Source organism: Haloglomus salinum (assembly GCF_024298825.1).
GTDB classification, from domain to species: domain Archaea; phylum Halobacteriota; class Halobacteria; order Halobacteriales; family Haloarculaceae; genus Haloglomus; species Haloglomus salinum.
In genome coordinates this window covers 949,430-967,176 of sequence record NZ_CP101153.1, presented here as the reverse complement: position 1 = coordinate 967,176, position 17,747 = coordinate 949,430, and the positions used below count along the sequence as shown (strand labels likewise).

12 protein-coding genes are annotated in these 17,747 nt (G+C 68.9%); 11 read left to right on the top strand and 1 reads right to left on the bottom strand.

What is annotated here, in order from left to right:
- The first annotated feature begins 148 nt into the window (after positions 1 to 148).
- The 6 genes from NL115_RS04740 (at position 149) to NL115_RS04715 (ending at position 8,459) form a co-directional block, all read left to right on the top strand.
- A complete protein-coding gene (locus NL115_RS04740) occupies positions 149 to 1,936 on the top strand; it encodes a helicase C-terminal domain-containing protein (protein ID WP_254832054.1) in 1,788 nt (595 codons plus the stop codon).
- A 379-nt stretch (positions 1,937 to 2,315) separates the two neighbouring features.
- A complete protein-coding gene (locus NL115_RS04735; RefSeq protein ID WP_254832053.1) occupies positions 2,316 to 3,965 on the top strand; it encodes an Hvo_1808 family surface protein in 1,650 nt (549 codons plus the stop codon).
- A gap of 41 nt (positions 3,966 to 4,006) precedes the next feature.
- Positions 4,007 to 5,293, top strand: coding sequence for an Hvo_1808 family surface protein (locus tag NL115_RS04730; protein WP_254833059.1), 1,287 nt, complete (start codon positions 4,007 to 4,009; stop codon positions 5,291 to 5,293).
- Positions 5,294 to 5,464: 171 nt separating this feature from the next.
- Positions 5,465 to 6,007, top strand: coding sequence for a GNAT family N-acetyltransferase (locus NL115_RS04725; protein WP_254832052.1), 543 nt, complete (start codon positions 5,465 to 5,467; stop codon positions 6,005 to 6,007).
- A 225-nt stretch (positions 6,008 to 6,232) separates the two neighbouring features.
- On the top strand, positions 6,233 to 7,762 hold the full coding sequence (locus NL115_RS04720) for a (R)-citramalate synthase (protein WP_254833058.1): 1,530 nt from the start codon (positions 6,233 to 6,235) through the stop codon (positions 7,760 to 7,762).
- A gap of 163 nt (positions 7,763 to 7,925) precedes the next feature.
- The gene (locus NL115_RS04715; protein WP_254832051.1) at positions 7,926 to 8,459 is read left to right on the top strand and encodes a DUF5815 family protein; all 534 of its coding nucleotides are present in this window, start codon (positions 7,926 to 7,928) and stop codon (positions 8,457 to 8,459) included.
- A gap of 66 nt (positions 8,460 to 8,525) precedes the next feature.
- Here the strand turns inward: NL115_RS04715 and NL115_RS04710 are convergent, their stop codons facing one another.
- Positions 8,526 to 8,855, bottom strand: a complete 330-nt coding sequence (locus tag NL115_RS04710; RefSeq protein ID WP_254832050.1) for a DUF4234 domain-containing protein — start codon at positions 8,853 to 8,855, stop codon at positions 8,526 to 8,528.
- A gap of 402 nt (positions 8,856 to 9,257) precedes the next feature.
- On the opposite strand from NL115_RS04710, the gene NL115_RS04705 reads away from it, so the two are divergent.
- From NL115_RS04705 to metX, 5 genes are all read left to right on the top strand, one after another.
- On the top strand, positions 9,258 to 9,485 hold the full coding sequence (locus NL115_RS04705; RefSeq protein WP_254832049.1) for a hypothetical protein: 228 nt from the start codon (positions 9,258 to 9,260) through the stop codon (positions 9,483 to 9,485).
- A gap of 90 nt (positions 9,486 to 9,575) precedes the next feature.
- On the top strand, positions 9,576 to 11,630 hold the full coding sequence (locus NL115_RS04700; protein ID WP_254832048.1) for a hypothetical protein: 2,055 nt from the start codon (positions 9,576 to 9,578) through the stop codon (positions 11,628 to 11,630).
- Positions 11,631 to 11,711: 81 nt separating this feature from the next.
- A complete protein-coding gene (gene carB, locus NL115_RS04695) occupies positions 11,712 to 14,903 on the top strand; it encodes a carbamoyl-phosphate synthase large subunit (RefSeq protein ID WP_254832047.1) in 3,192 nt (1,063 codons plus the stop codon).
- Positions 14,904 to 15,156: 253 nt separating this feature from the next.
- Positions 15,157 to 16,509: an O-acetylhomoserine aminocarboxypropyltransferase/cysteine synthase family protein gene (locus tag NL115_RS04690; RefSeq protein WP_254832046.1), complete on the top strand. Its 1,353-nt coding sequence runs from the start codon at positions 15,157 to 15,159 to the stop codon at positions 16,507 to 16,509.
- Position 16,510: 1 nt separating this feature from the next.
- Positions 16,511 to 17,737 (top strand): homoserine O-acetyltransferase MetX, encoded by a 1,227-nt coding sequence (gene metX / locus NL115_RS04685; RefSeq protein WP_254832045.1) that lies wholly within the window; start codon positions 16,511 to 16,513, stop codon positions 17,735 to 17,737.
- Positions 17,738 to 17,747: the final 10 nt, after the last annotated feature.

Sequence of the window (17,747 nt, the reverse complement as noted above, 5' to 3'; positions counted from 1 at the left end):
ACCGTTAGTAGACGGGTGGCCGCTCTGGTATCAGTACACTGACCAGACGTTCAGGCCGGTCGGCGCGGCTCGCGCGCGCCGGAGATGCCGGGCTGGACGGGGTCGCCGAGTCCGGTGCGGTTATGGCCGCCGCCGCGGACGTGGGCACGTGGACCCCGCCCGTATCGAGTCCGAGTTCCCGGCTCCCTCGTATCGAGGGGCACAGGAGACCGCCCTCCAGCGGATTCGAGCGGCCTTCGAGGACGGGAACGACGTGGTTCTGGTGCGCGCGCCGACGGGGAGCGGCAAGTCGCTCCTCGCGCGAGCCATCGCGGGGTGTGCCAGGCGGCCCGGGGAGGCCGAACCTCACCAGCCAGTCGGCGCGTACTACACGACGCCGCAGGTCTCGCAACTGGACGACGTGGCCGGGGACGCCCTGCTTGAGGACCTGAGCATCATCCGTGGGAAGTCGAACTACAAGTGCATCCTTCCCGGGGAATCGGACACCCCCGTCGACGAGGCGCCGTGTGCCCGCGAGCGTGGCTACAACTGCCCCGTCGAACACCGGTGTCCCTACTTCTCCGACCGGGCTATCGCCTCGAACCGCTCTATCGCCGCGATGACGCTGGCGTACTTCATGCAGACTGCCGGGAGCGACGTGTTCGGCCAGCGCGACGTGGTGGTGATCGACGAGGCCCACGGCCTCGCGGAGTGGGCCGAGATGTACGCCACCATCGAGCTGTCACCAGGCTGGGTACCCGCCGCCGTCTGGGAGGGGACGCCGCCGCCGAAGATCGACGGCCTCCGCGACGCGGCCGACTACGCCGAGCGCCTCGAAGCGGCCTGTGACCGGCGGCTCACGGAGCTCCGCTCGAAGGCCGAACTGGACCGCGAGCAGGTCGCCGAGCGCGACCGGCTGACCGACCTCATCCGCGAACTGGGCTGGTTCGTCGAGGACCTCCGCGACACCGAGTCGACGACGACGTGGGTCGTCGACCAGCCCGACGGCGCGGGGACCGCCGTCACCATCAAGCCGATGGACCCGGCGCGCTACCTCCACCACACCGTCTGGGACCGTGGGACGAAGTTCGCGCTCCTCTCGGCGACCATCCTCGACAAGGACGCCTTCTGCCGTGGTTCCGGGCTCGACCCGGCGAACGTCGCGCTGGTCGACGTACCGCACACCTTCCCCGTCGAGAACCGGTCGCTGTACGATACCACGCAGGGGAAGATGACCTACGAGCACCGCGACGAGACAATCCCGAAGATCGCCCGACTCGTCGTCCGACTGATGCAACAGCACCCCGAGGAGAAAGGCCTCGTCCACGCGCACTCGTACGCTATCGCCGAACGCCTGCGCGAGCACCTCGAGAACTTCGGCGTCGGCGCCCGTGTCCGCGGCCACGACTCCGACAACCGGGATGCTGCGCTCTCGGGCTGGACCCGTTCCTCGGGCGCGGACGTGTTCGTCTCGGTGAAGATGGAGGAGGCGCTCGACCTGAACGGCGACCTCTGCCGCTGGCAGGTCCTCTGCAAGGCGCCGTACCCGAACACGCGGGACTCCCGGGTCGCCCGCCGCCTGGAGGACGGCCAGTGGGGCTGGTACTACCGCACCGCGCTCCGGACCGTCATCCAGGCGTGCGGGCGCGTCGTGCGCGCACCGGACGACTACGGAGCGACCTACCTCGCCGACACCTCGCTGCTCGACCTGTTCGAGCGCGCCCGCCACGACATGCCCGGCTGGTTCGCCGAGCAGGTGGACCTGATGTCGACGCCCGACCTGCCCGCGTTCGACCCGGGGGCGGCTGTCGGGGGCGCCGGCGGTTCTGGTGGCTCCCGCGGCGGGTCGCGCCGCAGGACCGGGAGCGGTGGCTCCGGGGGGCGGTCGGGTCGCTCCGGTGGCTCCGGGTCGCAAGACCCCAGCGACCACCCCCTCTCGGACGTGTGGGGCGAGTAGCGGCGACGACCTGGCCGCCCGAGGCGGACTGCACGCCGGCGGCGCTCGGGGCGTGTGATTCTGCGGCGGTCGGAGTGCCCGGGAGCTAGAGGAAGAACGCCAGGCCGTACACGACGGACGACCCGACCATGGCGATGACCATGAGGAGCGCGAATATCTGCTGTCGGTCCATACAACGACCTACGGGTCCTGAAATATAAGTCGTCGGGGCTGTCGACGCGAGCCACTGGCGGTGCTCGGGTGCAGGTCGGTCCCCGAGCGAACGGCGGTCACGGTCGGTTGCGGGTCGTCACGGTCAGTCGCGGGTGGTCGCGGTCGGTCGTGGCCGTGCGTGACGACCCCGCGGGGCTTTTGCGTGCGCCGCCCGTCCGTGCGACCGATGCGAACGCTGCCCGCCCTGCTGGTCGTTGCACTCGTCGTCCTCGCCGGCTGTTCGACCGGGTTCACCGGCGGCGACCCGTTCGGCGACGACACCGCGCCCGCGCCGACCGCGACCGACCCCGGACCTGGTGACGGGGAGGAGCCGACGGACGAGTCGACTCCGACACCCACCCCCGACGGCTTCGACTTCGCCGACCCCGACCAGGACCGCCTCGGCTGGGAGGGCGGCTACTGGTACAACGAGTCGCTCGCGTACAACGCCAGTGATGGACTGAACGAGACCGAGCGCCGGGCGCTCGTCGCGCGCTCGATGGCCCGCGTCGAGCACCTCCGCGAGCTGGAGTTCCGCGAGCGCGTCCCCATCCGGGTCATCAACCGCTCGACCTACCAGTCCCAGTACGCGGGCGGGGACGCCAACCACACCGCCGAGTTCCGTACCTTCGACAACGCGAAGTTCGAGTCGCTGTTCCTCATCGGCGAGGGCCAGAACTCGCTGAACGTCCAGAACCAGAACCGCGGGTCGAACGTGCTGGGATTCTACTCGCCGAAGAACGACTCCATCGTGGTCGTCTCGGACTCGACGCCGCCGACGCTGCGCGACGAGCTGACGCTGGGCCACGAGCTCACCCACGCGCTGCAGGACCAGGTGTACAACCTCTCGAACTACACGCGTCCCACGCGCGAGACGTACAACGCCTACAACGGGCTGTTCGAGGGGGATTCACACTACACCGAGCAGCTCTACCGACAGCAGTGTGACAGCGGGTGGAACTGCCTGTCGCTGCCCAGCGAAGGCGGGTCCGGTGGCGGGAGCGACATCCACTTCGGCGTCTACTTCCTCAACTTCTTCCCGTACAGCGACGGCCCGCCGTTCGTCCGACACCACCGCGACGCCGGTGGCTGGGACCGCGTCGACGCGATGTACGAGGACCCGCCCGCCTCCTCCGAGCAGGTCATCTCCCCCGAGAAGTACGGCGAGGACCAGCCGACGAACGTCTCGCTGACCGACCGCAACGAGGGCGTCTGGGAGCGGGTCCGCCCGGCACCGCCCCGCGAGGGACAGACCCGCCCGGCGTACGCGAGCCTGGGCCAGTCCGCGATGAGTGCGATGTTCGCGTACACCATCACGGACCCGTACAACCGCTCGGCCGTCGATGGCGCCCGCGAGTTCATCAACCGCGACGGCGGGCAGGTCGACCGACAGGACCCGTTCAACTACGACCTCCGCTGGACCAGCGGCTGGGACGGCGACCGGATGCACATCTACCGGAACGCCACGGCCGCCGCGGAGACGAACGGCAGCACGAACGCGACGGCGTACGTCTGGAAGTCCGTCTGGGACTCTCCCGAGGACGCCCGGCAGTTCGCGCGGGGCTACCGGCTCCTGCTCGAACACTGGAAGGGCGAGCGGGTCTCCGGTGACCGCGTGGAGTACGTCTACGAGGTCGACCGGCTCCCCTTCGAGGACGCGTTCCGGGTGCGGGTCGACGGCGACACCGTCGTCATCACGAACGCGCCGACGGTCGACGACCTCGAGGAAGTGCGGCCCGACCTCGTTACGAGCGGCGTGAGCGTCGACGACTCGGGGAGTGGTTCGGGCGGCAGTTCCGACTCCGGCGAGACCGCGGCGGCGATGGGGGGAGCGTGACGACGGCGCACCACCGCCTCCTCGCGGTCGGGCTGGTCGCGATGCTCGTCCTCGCGGGCTGTAGCGTCGGCGGGCCACTGGAGGGCGGCGATCGGGATGACCCCGCGACCGACCGGCTCGGCTGGGAGGACGGCTACTGGCACGACGACCCCGTGGACGTGACGTTCGACGACGGCCTCAACGAGACCGAGCGGCGGCGCGTCGTCGCCCGGACGATGGCCCGCGTCGAGAAGATACGGGGACTGGAGTTCGAGTCACGGGTGCCGGTGGCGGTCATCAGCCGGGACGAGTACCGCCAGCAGCGCGGCGAGCGCGCGAGCGACCCCGACAGCGAGTTCAACCGCTGGAACGACCAGGTCTGGGAGGCCATCTTCATCGTCGACGAGGACGAAAGCGTCGCACAGACGCTGGATTCGGTGTTCGGCTCCTCCGTGCAGGGCTACTACTCCCCCTCGAAGGACGAGATCGTGCTCGTGAGCAACAGCGAGACCCCGACGGTCGACCGGACGACGCTCTCGCACGAACTCGTCCACGCGCTCCAGGACCAGCACTTCGGGCTCGGCACGAACCCCGAGACCCAGGACGCCCAGCTCGCCGAGGACGGTCTCGTCGAGGGTGACGCCAACGTCGTCGAGAACACCTACGAACGCCGCTGTGGGGGCCAGTGGTCCTGTCTCTCGCGCCCCGAGAGTGGCGGCGGTGGCGGTAGCGGCCCGTTCAACCGGGGGCTGTTCACGACCATCTTCGCGCCGTACGCGGCCGGCCCCGGCTTCGTCGAGGAGCTGAAGCAGCGTGGTGGCTGGGACGCCGTCGACGACGCCTACGACCAGTACCCGTCCTCGACGGAGCAGGTCATCCATCCCGGGCGCTATCCGGACGACAAGCCCGTCCGCATCACGCTGAACGACCGGTCCTCGGCCGACTGGGAGCGCTTCGACGTCGACCCCGAGTACGACACGGTCGGCGAAGCGTCCATCTACGCGATGTTCTGGGCCAACGACCAGCTCGGCGACCATCCGCAGTACGACTACACCCACCCGTACTCGACGGGCTGGGACGGTGACCGTGTCGTGCCGTACGAGAACGACGGCCAGTACGGCTACGTCTGGCGGAGCGAGTGGGACTCGGCCGACGAGGCCCGCGAGTTCGTGGCGGCCTACCGTGACCTGCTCCGCTCGCACGACGCCGAGGCACGCGGCGACGGCGTGTTCGTCGTCCCGGAGTCCGACCCGTACGCCGACGCCTTCCGCGTCCAGCGGTCGGGGGCGACCGTCACCATCGTGAACGCGCCGACCACCGGGCAACTGGACGACGTGCACTCGCGGTAGGTTCGACCCTGTGCTCGCCGGCCTCGTGTCGAATTTCTGTTGTGCGACACTATCTGGCGTATTATATCCTGATTTGTATACTTGTGTCGGGCCTATCGAGATAATATCCTCTTGAACAACGGACAGGGCACGAACGCAACCGCTTAGTGTCGTCCGGCGGACCGCCGATTCATGACCGGCGTAGCTATCCGGGCGGCGACGCCCGGTGAGGCCGAGGCGGTGCGCGAACTCGCGCGGGCGGCGTGGCACGAGGCGTACGACGACATCATGGGGGCCGACGAGGTCGACGAGCGGCTGGACAACTGGTGGCGCGCCGAGGAACTGCGCGATGTCATCACGAACCCGGCCCACGTCTTCCTCGTGGCCGTCGACGCCGGGGCCGTCGACGGTGGGGCCGGCGATGGCACGGCCGAGACGGGCGCGGGCGCGGACCCGGTCGGCGTGGTCCACGCCGGCCCCTCGCCCTCGGGCGCGTACGTCGTCCCGCGGCTGTACGTCCATCCCGAGCGCTGGGGCGAGGGCATCGGGACCGAACTGCTCGACCACGTCGTCTCGCGGGCCCGCGAGGAGACCGACCGACTGCAGGTGGTGTTGCTGGCGGGCAACGAGGTCGGAGTCGGCTTCTACGAGTCGCACGGCTTCGAGCCGGTCGGGGAATCCGGGCTGGTCGACGCGGGCGAACGGGAGGTCGTCTACGAGCGGGCGCTGGACTGACGGTCGGCTCAGGTCGTCTCGAACCGTCCCGCGTGCCCCGTGGCTGCGAACTGTCACATCTGGCCCGGACCGGCACCCTCTTACCCTTCCGCTGCAAGATGTCACGCGTAACCATGTCGGATTCCGACAACCCGGAGGATAGAGGAAGTCGCCGCGAGGCGGCTGGGTGTGAAATTCGTGGGCTCTTCTGACCCCACACCCAACACCGACGCATCGAACTCGTTCCTGTTCGGCGACCACTCAGCGACACGCTCGCTGACCGAGGCGACCGGTGTGGAGTTCCTCGACACGACGCTTCGTGATGGGGAGCAGGCGCCGGGCGTCTCGCTGACACCCGAGGAGAAGGCCCGCATCGCCGAGAAACTCGACGCCGCGGATGTCTCGGTCATCGAGGCCGGCTCCGCGTGTACGGGCCCGGGCGAGCGCGAGACCATCCAGAAGGTCACGTCGCTGGACCTCGACGCGACGGTCACGTCGTTCTGTCGGGGCGTCAAGAACGACATCGACCTCGCACTCGACTGTGGTGTCGACGGCGTCGACATCGTCGTCCCCGCCAGCGATCGCCACGTCGAGACGAAGGTGGGGACGACCCACGAGCAGGTCATCCAGAACACCGTCGAACTCGTCGAGTACGCCGCCGACCACGGCCTGTGGGTCGAGGTGCTCGGCGAGGACGGCTCGCGGGCCGACCTGGAGTTCCTGGTCGAACTCATGTCCGCGGCGATGGACGCCGGCGCCGACCGTATCTGCGTGCCCGACACCGTCGGTCACGCCACACCCGACCGGATGCTGGAGATCTACGCCGCGCTCGACGATATCGGCCCCACCAGCACCCACACGCACGACGACCTCGGGCTCGCCGTGACGAACGCTCTGGTCGGCGTCGCCGCCGGCGCGGACCTCGTCCACGGCACCATCAACGGTATCGGCGAGCGTGCGGGCAACGTCGCCATCGAGGAGGTCGCCATCGCACTCGACCACGGCTACGGCGTCCAGACGCTCAAGACCGACGAGCTGTACGGGCTCGCCGAACTCGTCGCCAACAGTATGGGCGTCCCCATCGCGCCGAACAAGGCCGTCGTCGGGGAGAACGCCTTCACCCACGAGTCCGGCATCCACACCGACGGCACGCTGAAGGACGACTCCATGTACGAGCCGTACCCGCCGGAGAAGGTGGGCCGCGAGCGCCGTCTCGTGCTGGGCAAACACGCCGGCCGTGCCGGCGTCGAGGCCGCGCTCAACGAACACGGCGTCGACATGACCGACGAGGAGCTCACGGATGTCGTCAGCCGTGTCAAGCAGCTCGGCGACCGCGGCAAGCGCGTCACGGACGCCGACCTGCTCGCCATCGCCGAGGAGGTCAGCGGGCAGGAGCGCGAGCGCCGGGTCGAACTGCTCGACCTCACGGCCGCCTCCGGCTCCGGCACGCCCACCGCGAGCGTCCGGCTCCGCGTACAGGGCGAGGAGCGCACCGCCGCGGGCACCGGCTCCGGCCCGGTCGACGCCGCGCTCTCCGCGGTCCGCAACGCGCTCGGCACCGCCGCCGACGCCCAGCTCGACGAGTACCACGTCGACGCCATCACCGGCGGCACCGACGCCGTCGTCACGGTCGAGGTGACGATGTCCCGGGGTGACCGCACGGTCAACGTCGCCGCCAGCGATTCCGATATCACCACCGCCTCGGTGCGCGCGATGGTCGACGCGCTCGACCGCCTGCTCGCCTACGACGAGGACCCGGTCATCGCGGATGACTGAGTAGGCGCGTTCGCCGTTTTCGCGCACACACCGTGGTTTCGACTGCACAGCGCTCGCTCCGGAACCCGAACAGAGGGAGTCATCAACCGACCTGCACTCGAAACTCCGGTGTGTGCGAACCCAGACCGACCCCTTTACCCGGCCACACGTCCAAGCGCGGCCGATGACAGAGCCGCGCGTACCCGGCGGGCGCGGGACGGAACTGGACCTCCCGTGTGGCGAGACGGTCACTCCCCACGAGCTGGACCTGGGGCTGCGCGAGTACGCCTGCGACTGCGGCGAGGCGCACGCGGTCGTGATGGACGTCCACCCGCTGTCGCGATGGGTGCCCGAGGAACTGGTCCGCACCCTGGAGGCGGCTATCGAGACGACCGACGAGTTCGGCCAGTTCGGCACGCCCCACGTGATGGGGATGGTGCTGGAGGAGTTCCCCGAGGCCGTCGTGAGCGCGGACACCAGCGACGACGGCTCCGTGGGCTACGCGATGGTGTGGCTCGCGGACTTCGACGCCTGGCGGCTCCACGAGGTCGTGGTCGAACTGCTCGTGGAGCTGATGGAACACGCCCTGAGCCACGCCGAGGACGAGACGGCGGCCAGGCAGTTCGAACAGGAGATGCTCCAGTTCGATGTCGCGGAGTTCGTCGAAGCGTATCGGGCCGAGCGAGACTTCGAGGACGAGTTCGATCAGCCGGCGTGAGCGTTCGGTCCTCCGGTCCCTCGTCGATGTTTCCGGGCGGAGAAGGTGGTTCCGAGGCGGCTGCAGCTACGCCGCGGCGGAGTTGATGCCGCTCTGGACCCAGTACCAGCTGATGATGCCGAAGAAGAGGAACAGCAGGAACACCGGCATCGCGTCCTGGTCGGTGAGTGGTTCCGAGGCCTTCGATATCTGCCAGAAGACGATGATGTTCACGAGGGGGATGAACGCCAGGATCGGGCTGAGGTCCTGATTCGTCCCCCGGTCGAGCATCTTCGCGGTCTTGTACGACCACCATATCGGGTAGAGCCCGAGCGTTATGATGGTGAATACGACCTGGATTCCGAGCGACTGGCTGCTGAACGCCGAGCGGTCGGTGATCTCGACTGTATCCGACATGCATGTCATTGTGTATTCATTATCTAAATAAAATTTTCCCCGGTTGGTGTATCGATAGAGTCGGAACCGAGCGATGTCGACGACAACCGGCTACGTTACTGATGAAGAGACAGACCATGTTCCGGAGTTGTCCCTGGTCGGGGTCGGTATCGTTCCGGACATCTCCGTATCTCGTGAGACCGCTCGGTCGGTACTCGCCATATATTGCTCCCGACCGCAACCATTAGTACCTCCCCTGCTGGACCGGTGGGTAGCACGAACGACGCGGTGAGCGGCCGACGGACGATTCGTCGGACGGTCCACTACGGACGCTATCGCGGAGCCCTCCTGCGGTTCTCGGCAGCCGTGCGTCTGACGATTGTCTGACGGGGTTCTATGATAGTTGGGGTGTTATGTATGCACATGCGCTTACGCCGGGGTGAGTTCGAGCGGATCCGGTCGGTCATCTCCGACGCCGATGCGGAGCAGCCCCTGACCGCGCGCGAGATTCTCGACCTGCTGGAGGAGCACGGCGAGGAGTTCGAGAGTGCCCACCGCATCGCCACGGTGCTCGGCCGGCAGGCCGAGGCCGGCGAGGTGGAGGTCATCAGGGACCACCCCTACCGCTATCGACTCGACGAGCCGCAGTGAGCCGGCCCGTCGGCCGTTTCTCCCCGTCCAGTTCCCGTCCGCAGACGAGGGCGTAAAGACACTTACCAGCCGGGCCGTTCCTCTCAACCGATGCCCTCCACGACCGGTACCGGGTCGGCCGACCAGCGGCTGCCCCGTCGACGGCGGCTCATCGTCCTGTCCGTGGTATTCGTGACCGTTCTGACGACGATCACACCGTTCGTCGCCGTGGCCGGCGTCGCCGGTAGCAGCGCCCCGAGCGCGCCCGCGAGCGTCGTCGAGCCCCACGAGAACGCTACCGGCGGGAACCTGACGCTACTCGTCGGCTCGGCTCGCTCGTACGACGCACTCGACGGGGTCGACGACGTGGCCACGGCCCACCGGGCCGGGGAACTGGAGGTCGACGACCGCGTCCGAGTCAGTGATACGCTGGTGGTGGCGTTCGCGGCCGAGCGGCTCGGCGCCGAGTACGCCGACACGACGGGACCGAACGCGACGGTCCGGTTCTTCCAGGCACTGGACGCGACGGACGCGAGCCTGAACGTCACCAGCCCATCCGGAACCTCCTGTGAGCGGCTCCGTGTCGACCTCCGCGAGAGCCGGCACCGGGTGCTCGCCGACGCCGAGAGCGGTTCGTTCCGACTCCTGCTGGACACGGCTGCGCTGGAGGTAGACGGTGGCTGCGACGGTGAACTCGACGTGCCGGGCAGGTACCAGGTGGCGCTCGAACGGTCGACGCGGAACGGTACCAGCCGCCGGACCGAGTGGTTCGACCTCCTCGCCCGGCCGGTCGACCCCGGGCCGGATCGGGAGATCGCCACCTACCGCGCGGCACCCGCGCTCGCCGGCGAGCTTCGCACCGCCGGGGAGCTCCGGCGTGGCATCGGGGCGAGGGAACTGGAACGGTCCTCGGTCGTCGTTCCCGACGAGGTGGCGGCACTGGAGCTCCGTTCGGCGCGGCTCGCACGGGCGTACGCGAACGTCACCGGGTCGAACGCGACCCAGCGACTCCTCCGTGCAGCGAACGCCACCGGGGGGCGCTTCGCCGTGATCGCCGAGCGGCCCGGCGGTCCGGAGCCGGTCGATGACGGCACCGAGAGGGAGGCCGACTCCGGTACCTCTCCCGGTGTGGCGCTCCTGGGTCCGGGGGTGTCGACCGTCGCCGACCGGGGGAACGACACGTTCTACGTCGTGCTCGACACCGGCCGGTTGCGGCTCCGCCAGGGTGGTGAGACCGTCCGGCCGGCGAACGACTCGGATACCTTCCTGCGCCCGTCGCTGACCGTCCCCGGCGGCGACCCGGAGCGGCACGAGGGGCGGCTCGTCGTCGGGGAGCCCGACGGCGTTGTCGCGGTCGCGCGGAACGCGTCGGTCGATGGGACCCGGGAGCTGGCCGTCGTCGGGACGGACGGGACGTTCGTCGCGCGGGTAGGGTCGAACCTCGCGGTGAACTCGGAACTGACGCTCCGGGTCCAGTCGGGGAACGAGACGCTGGCCCAGCGGACGTTCCCGGCCGAGCGAGGAACCCTGGACCGGCCGGAGGGCACCCCCGACGCCACGTTCGACCTCGGTCCCCTGCCGGCCGGTCGAACGCTGACACTGACGCTCGCCCGGAACGGGACGACCTTCCACCGCGCGGAGGCGCTGGTGGGCCAGCGGCCGACGCTACGTGACGCGACCGTCCGCCGGGTCCGTCGCGGGCCGGAGGGCTCGACCATCCGGTTCGGGGTCACTGCCCACTTCCCAGGACCGGGCTACGTGGTCGTACAGAACCGAAGCGGTCGGTACATCGCGTTTCCCGTCACCGCCGGTGAGCCGGTCCGGGTGAACGGGACGATTCCGATACAGCCACGCGACGAGGAGGCGCCGCGCCCGGTTCGGCTCATCGCCGTCTACGACAGCAACCGGAACGGGCAGTTCGACGGTCCCGGCGGGGACGGCCCCACCGACAGGCCGTTCCCGTCGGACGACGGGCAGCTCCTCGCTCGGACGGCCCAGCTCCCACCCCCGTCGCCGACCCCGACCGTCACCGCGCCACCGCCCGGAACGACGCTCTCGGTGACGGACGCCGGGGCCCCCGGGTTCGGGCCGCTCGCGGCGCTCTTCGGGGTACTCGGGCTGGTGGGGCTGCTCGCGGTTCGCCGGGGGCGCGGTGGGTCGCCGTAAGGTTTGCGAATTTCGAAACGAGGTTCCGAGATTCGTAACGTTTCGTCGCCCTTATTACGATGTGCGGACCAGGTCGCGGTAATGAGCGTAACCGGCGAGGACCGGACCATCCTACTTATCGGGAGCGGACCGATTCAGATCGGACAGGCCGCCGAGTTCGACTACTCCGGCGCGCAGGCGTGTCGCGCCCTGCAGGAGGAGGGCGCCCGAGTCGTCCTCGTCAACTCGAATCCCGCGACCATCATGACCGACCCGGAGATGGCCGACGAGGTGTACGTCGAGCCCATCACCACCGAGGCCATCGCCGAGGTCATCGAGGCGGAGCGCCCGGACGGCGTCATCGCCGGCCTCGGCGGACAGACGGGGCTGAACGTCACCGCCGAACTCGCCGAGGAGGGTGTCCTCGACGAGTTCGATGTCGACATCATGGGCACGCCGCTGGACACCATCTACGCGACGGAGGATCGTGACCTCTTCCGCGAGCGGATGGAGTCCATCGGCCAGCCCGTGCCCGAGTCCGTCACCATCAACAGCAGCGACGAGATCGACGACGCTGTCGACACGGTCGGTGGCCTTCCCGCCATCATGCGGACGACGTACACGCTGGGTGGCGCGGGGTCGGGCGTCATCCACGAGATGGACGAGATGCGCGAGCGCGTCCGCAAGGGCCTGCGCCTCTCGCGCAACAGCGAGGTGATGATCACCGAGTCCATCGACGGCTGGGTCGAACTGGAGTACGAGGTGATGCGCGACGCCGACGACTCGTGTATCATCATCTGCAACATGGAGAACCTCGACCCGATGGGCATCCACACCGGGGAGTCGACGGTCGTCACGCCGTCGCAGGTCATCCCGGACGAGGGCCACCAGGAGATGCGCGACGCGGCGCTCGAAGTGATTCGCGAACTCGGCATCCAGGGTGGCTGTAACATCCAGTTCGCGTGGCGCGACGACGGGACCCCGGGTGGGGAGTACCGCGTCGTCGAGGTGAACCCCCGCGTCTCGCGCTCCTCCGCGCTGGCGTCGAAGGCGACGGGCTACCCCATCGCCCGCGTCACCGCGAAGGTCGCGCTGGGCAAGCGCCTCCACGAGATCGAGAACGAGATCACCGGCCAGACGACGGCGGCGTTCGAGCCGGCCATCGACTACGTCGTGACGAAGGTGCCGCGCTGGCCGAAGGACAAGTTCACCGATGTGGACTTCACGCTCGGCACGGCGATGAAGTCGACCGGCGAGGCGATGTCCATCGGCCGCACGTTCGAGGAGTCGCTGCTGAAGGCGCTGCGCTCCTCTGAGTACCAGCCCGCCGTCGACTGGGTGGATGTGAGCGACGAGCGGCTCGAGCGGGACTTCCTCGAGACGCCGACGCCGGACCGCCCGTACGCGATGTTCGAGGCGTTCGACCGTGGCTACTCCGTCGACGAGGTCGTCGAACTGACCCGCATCAAGGAGTGGTACGTCGAGCGGTTCGAGACCATCGCCGACGCCGCCGCGGACGCGCAGAACGGCGACTTCTCCGGCGCGGCCAACATCGGCTTCACGGACCACCAGACCGCGGCCATCGCCGACGGCGCCGGGACCGCCCCGGAGTTCGCGTCGGAGGCCAACCCGCAGCAGGGCCCCATCGACGAGGTCGAGGAGGCCTCCATCGACCGCCGGTTCAAGCAGGTCGACACCTGCGCCGGCGAGTTCGCCGCCAGCACGCCGTACTACTACTCGGCCCGTGACCCGGTGTCGGGTATCTCACGCGACGAGGTGCAGGTCGAGCGCGACAACGAGTCCGTGGTCGTGGTTGGCGGTGGCCCCATCCGTATCGGGCAGGGTGTCGAGTTCGACTACTGTGCGGTGCACGCGGTCCGTGCGCTGCGCGAGTCGGGCATCGACGCGCACGTCGTCAACAACAACCCGGAGACGGTGTCGACGGACTACGACACCTCCGACGGCCTGTTCTTCGAACCCATCACGGCCGAGGAGGTGGCCGATGTGGTCGAGGAGACCGACGCCGACGGCGTGATGGTCCAGTTCGGTGGCCAGACCTCCGTCAACATCGGCGAGCCGCTGGAGGACGAACTGGAGCGCCGCGACCTGGACTGCGACATCATGGGGACCTCGGTCGAGGCGATGGACCTCGCCGAGGACCGCGACCGCTTCAACCGCCTGATGGACGACCTGGGCATCTCCCAGCCCTCGGGCGGCACGGCCACGAGCGAGGCCGAGGCCCTCGACCTCGCCAACGACCTGGGCTATCCCGTCCTCGTCCGGCCGTCGTACGTGCTGGGCGGGCGCGCGATGGACGTGGTCCACTCCGACGAGGAGCTGAAGGGATACATCGAGGAGGCCGTGCGCGTCTCCCCGGACAAGCCCATCCTCGTCGACGAGTTCCTCGCCGACGCCGTCGAACTGGACGTCGACGCGGTGGCTGATGGCGACGACGTCCTCATCGGCGGCATCATGGAGCACGTCGAGACCGCCGGGGTCCACTCGGGCGACTCGGCCTGCATGATTCCGCCCCGTTCGCTCTCCGAGGAGGTGCTGGAGCGGGTGCGTGAGGTCACGAAGGATATCGCGGTGGCGCTGGACACGGTCGGCCTGCTGAACGTCCAGCTCGCCGTGCGCGACGGCGAGGTGTTCGTGCTGGAGGCGAACCCGCGCTCCTCGCGCACGGTGCCCTTCGTCTCGAAGGCGACGGGGGTGCCCATCGCGAAGCTGGCGGCGAAGGTGATGGCGGGCTCCTCGCTGGACGAGCTGCGCGCCCACGAGATGGTGCCCGAGCACGTCTCCGTGAAGGAGGTCGTCCTGCCGTTCGACCGTCTGCCGGGCAGCGACCCGCGCCTCGGCCCGGAGATGAAGTCCACCGGCGAGGTCATGGGCACCGCCCGCTCGTTCGGCAAGGCCTACCTCAAGGCCCAGTCCGCGACGGGCAAGGCCATCCCGACGGAGGGCGTCGCCCACGTCGACCTGGACTCGGTGCGCGAGCTGTCGCAACTGGACGAGGACGTGGCCGAGGTCCGCGAGGGCTTCGAGCGCCACTTCGACGTGCAGCAGTTCGACGACCTCGAACAGGCCATCAAGGACGGCGAGGTCGACCTCGTGGTCTCGCGCGAGCGCGAACCGCTCGAGGTCGCCGTCGAGGAGACGATTACCTACTTCTCGACGCTACCCTCCGCGAAGGCGGCGCTGGAGGCTATCGAGACGAAAGACGAGCCGCTGGATGTCGAGTCGCTGTCGGACCGTCCCCGCGAGCGTCGGCAGTGGGGCGTGCGTGAGGAGTAGGGTGTAGGCGACCCGGCTTACCGGGGAATCTGTTCTCTCTGCTGGCTCTAAGAGAATCTGGAAGTATATTACAGATATTTGGGTATAATCTCTGCATTTGATGACTTATCTGAGGCTCTCACCAGTTCACTCGCTCTGCTCTCGCCCTCGGCCGAAGTGTGCAACCCTTTCCCAGACACAGCTGCCCTCCCCGTATAGCAAATATTGCCGTAACTGTGGGTTATAGATTTCTAGAGATATATGCACGACACACATGAACGACGAGCAGTCGGATGCGAATCTCGCCGACCTCGGCTTCGGCACCCGCTGTGTCCACGCGGGCCACGAGCCCGACCCCGAGACGGGCGCCTCCGCGACGGCTATCCACCAGACCTCCTCCTACGAGTTCCCGGACGCCGACACCGCGGCCGACCTGTACGCGCTGGACGAGGTCGACCACATCTACTCGCGCATCAGCAACCCCACTACGCGCAAGCTGGAGCGCCGTCTCGCATCGCTCCACGGTGGCTCGGACGCGCTCGCCACGGCCAGCGGCATGGCCGCGCTCGACGCCGCCACCTTCGTCCTCGCCGAGGCCGGCGACAACATCGTCTCCTCCTCCTCCATCTACGGCGGCACGCACTCGTACCTCTCTGGGACCGCCGGCCGGCGCGGCATCGAGGCGCGGTTCGTCGACACCCTCGACCCCGACGCGTACGCCGCGGCCATCGACGAGGACACCGCCTACGTCCACGTCGAGAGCGTCGGGAACCCGTCGCTCGTCGTGCCGCCGTTCGAGGCCATCGCCGAGGTCGCCCACGACCACGGCATCCCGCTGCTGGTCGACAACACGTTCGCGACGCCGGCGCTCTGTCGCCCGTTCGAGCACGGCGCGGACCTCGTCTGGGAGTCGACGACGAAGTGGATTCACGGCTCCGGCACCACCGTGGGCGGCGTCCTCGTCGAGGACGGCAGTTTCCCGTGGGCCGACTACCCGGAGAAGTACCCCGAGGTCGGCGGGCCGAACCCGTCGTTCCACGGGCTGAACTTCGCCGAGACGTTCGGCGACGGCGCGCTCACGATGGCCGCGCGCCAGCGCGCCGTGCGCTCGGTCGGGAGCCAGCAGTCCCCGTTCGACGCGTGGGCGACGCTGCAGGGCTTGGAGACGCTCTCGCTCCGGATGGAGCGCCACTGTGAGAACGCCGCCCTCGTCGCCGAGTTCCTCGCCGACCACGAGGACGTGGCGTGGGTCACCTATCCCGGACTGGAATCGCACGAGACACACGACAACGCCCGCAAGTATCTCGACGGCGGCTTCGGCGGGATGATCGCCTTCGGCCTCGAGGGTGGCTTCGAGGCCGGCAAGCGCGTCTGCGAGAACGTGGACCTCGCGCGCTTCCTCGCCAACATCGGCGACGCCCGGACGCTGCTCATTCACCCCGCGTCGACGACGCACGCGCAGTTGAGCGAGGACGAGCAGCGCGCCTCCGGCGTGACGCCGGACCTCGTCCGGCTCTCGGTCGGCATCGAGGACCCCGCCGACGTGGTGGCGGACCTCGAGCAGGCCATCGAGCGCGTCTCGCGCGCGACCGACGGGGGCGCCCGGACGGGCGCGGGGGGGGACTGACATGGAGGGTGTCCCCCACGAGGCCGATACGGTCTCGGTCGGCGAGTTCACCTTCGAGTGTGGTGAGGCCATCGAGGACCTCGAACTCTCGTACGAGGCGTACGGGGAGTTCACCGGCGACAACGCCGTCCTCGTCTGCCACGCGCTCACCGGGAGCGCCCATGTCGCGGGACGGCGCCGCCGGAGCGGCGGCCCCGACACGGCTGGCCAGGCACGGGCCTGGTGGGACGACATCGTCGGCGCTGGCAAGGCCGTCGACACCACCTCCTACTACGTCGTCTGTGTGAACGTCCCGGGCTCCTGTTACGGTTCGTCGGGCCCGGAGACGAGAGACGAGGACGGCGAGCACTGGGGGACGCGCTTCCCGCCGGTCACGGTCGGGGACTGGACCCGCGCGCAGCGCCGCCTCCTCGACCACATCGGCGTCCCGAACCTGCACGCCGTCGTCGGCGGCTCCGTCGGCGGGATGAACGCGCTGGACTGGGCGAAGCGCCACCCCGACCACGTCGACCGCGTCATCCCCGTGGCGACGGCTGCTCGTCTCGACCCACAGATTGTCGCGCTCGACGGTATCGCCCGCCGCGCCATCACCTCCGACCCGGCGTGGCAGGGCGGCGACTACTACGGCGAGGGCCCGCGCCCGGAGAACGGGCTGGCCATCGCCCGGCAGATCGGACACGTCACCTACCTCTCGAAGTCGTCGATGAGCGACAAGTTCGGCCGCCGCTCGGCCTCCAGGGACGCCGCCCGCGATACGTTCCCGGTCGACCCCGCGGCCGACTTCTTCCCCTACCGGGACGTGGAGTCGTACCTGGACTACCAGGGCGAGAAGTTCGCCGAGCGGTTCGACCCCAACTCGTATCTCTACCTCTCGCGGGCGATGGACAACTACGACCTGGCGTCGGGCTACGAGTCCGATGCCGACGCGCTCGCCGCGTTCGACGGCGAGGCGATGGTCGTCTCCTTCACCGGCGACTGGCACTTCACCGTCGAGCAGGGCGAGGAACTGGCGGCGGCGTTCCGGACTGCGGGCGCACGCACTGCCCACCACGTCATCGAGAGCGACCACGGCCACGACGCCTTCCTCGTCGAGCCGGACCGCGTGGGGCCGCCGCTCGCCGATTTCCTGGCCGACGGCGTTCGCGGCAAGTCCGTCACGGACACCCGCGACGACGACGAGCGCGAGAGCGAGTTCGCGCCGGTCCATACGAGCCTGTTCTCTGACTGAGGCGCCGACT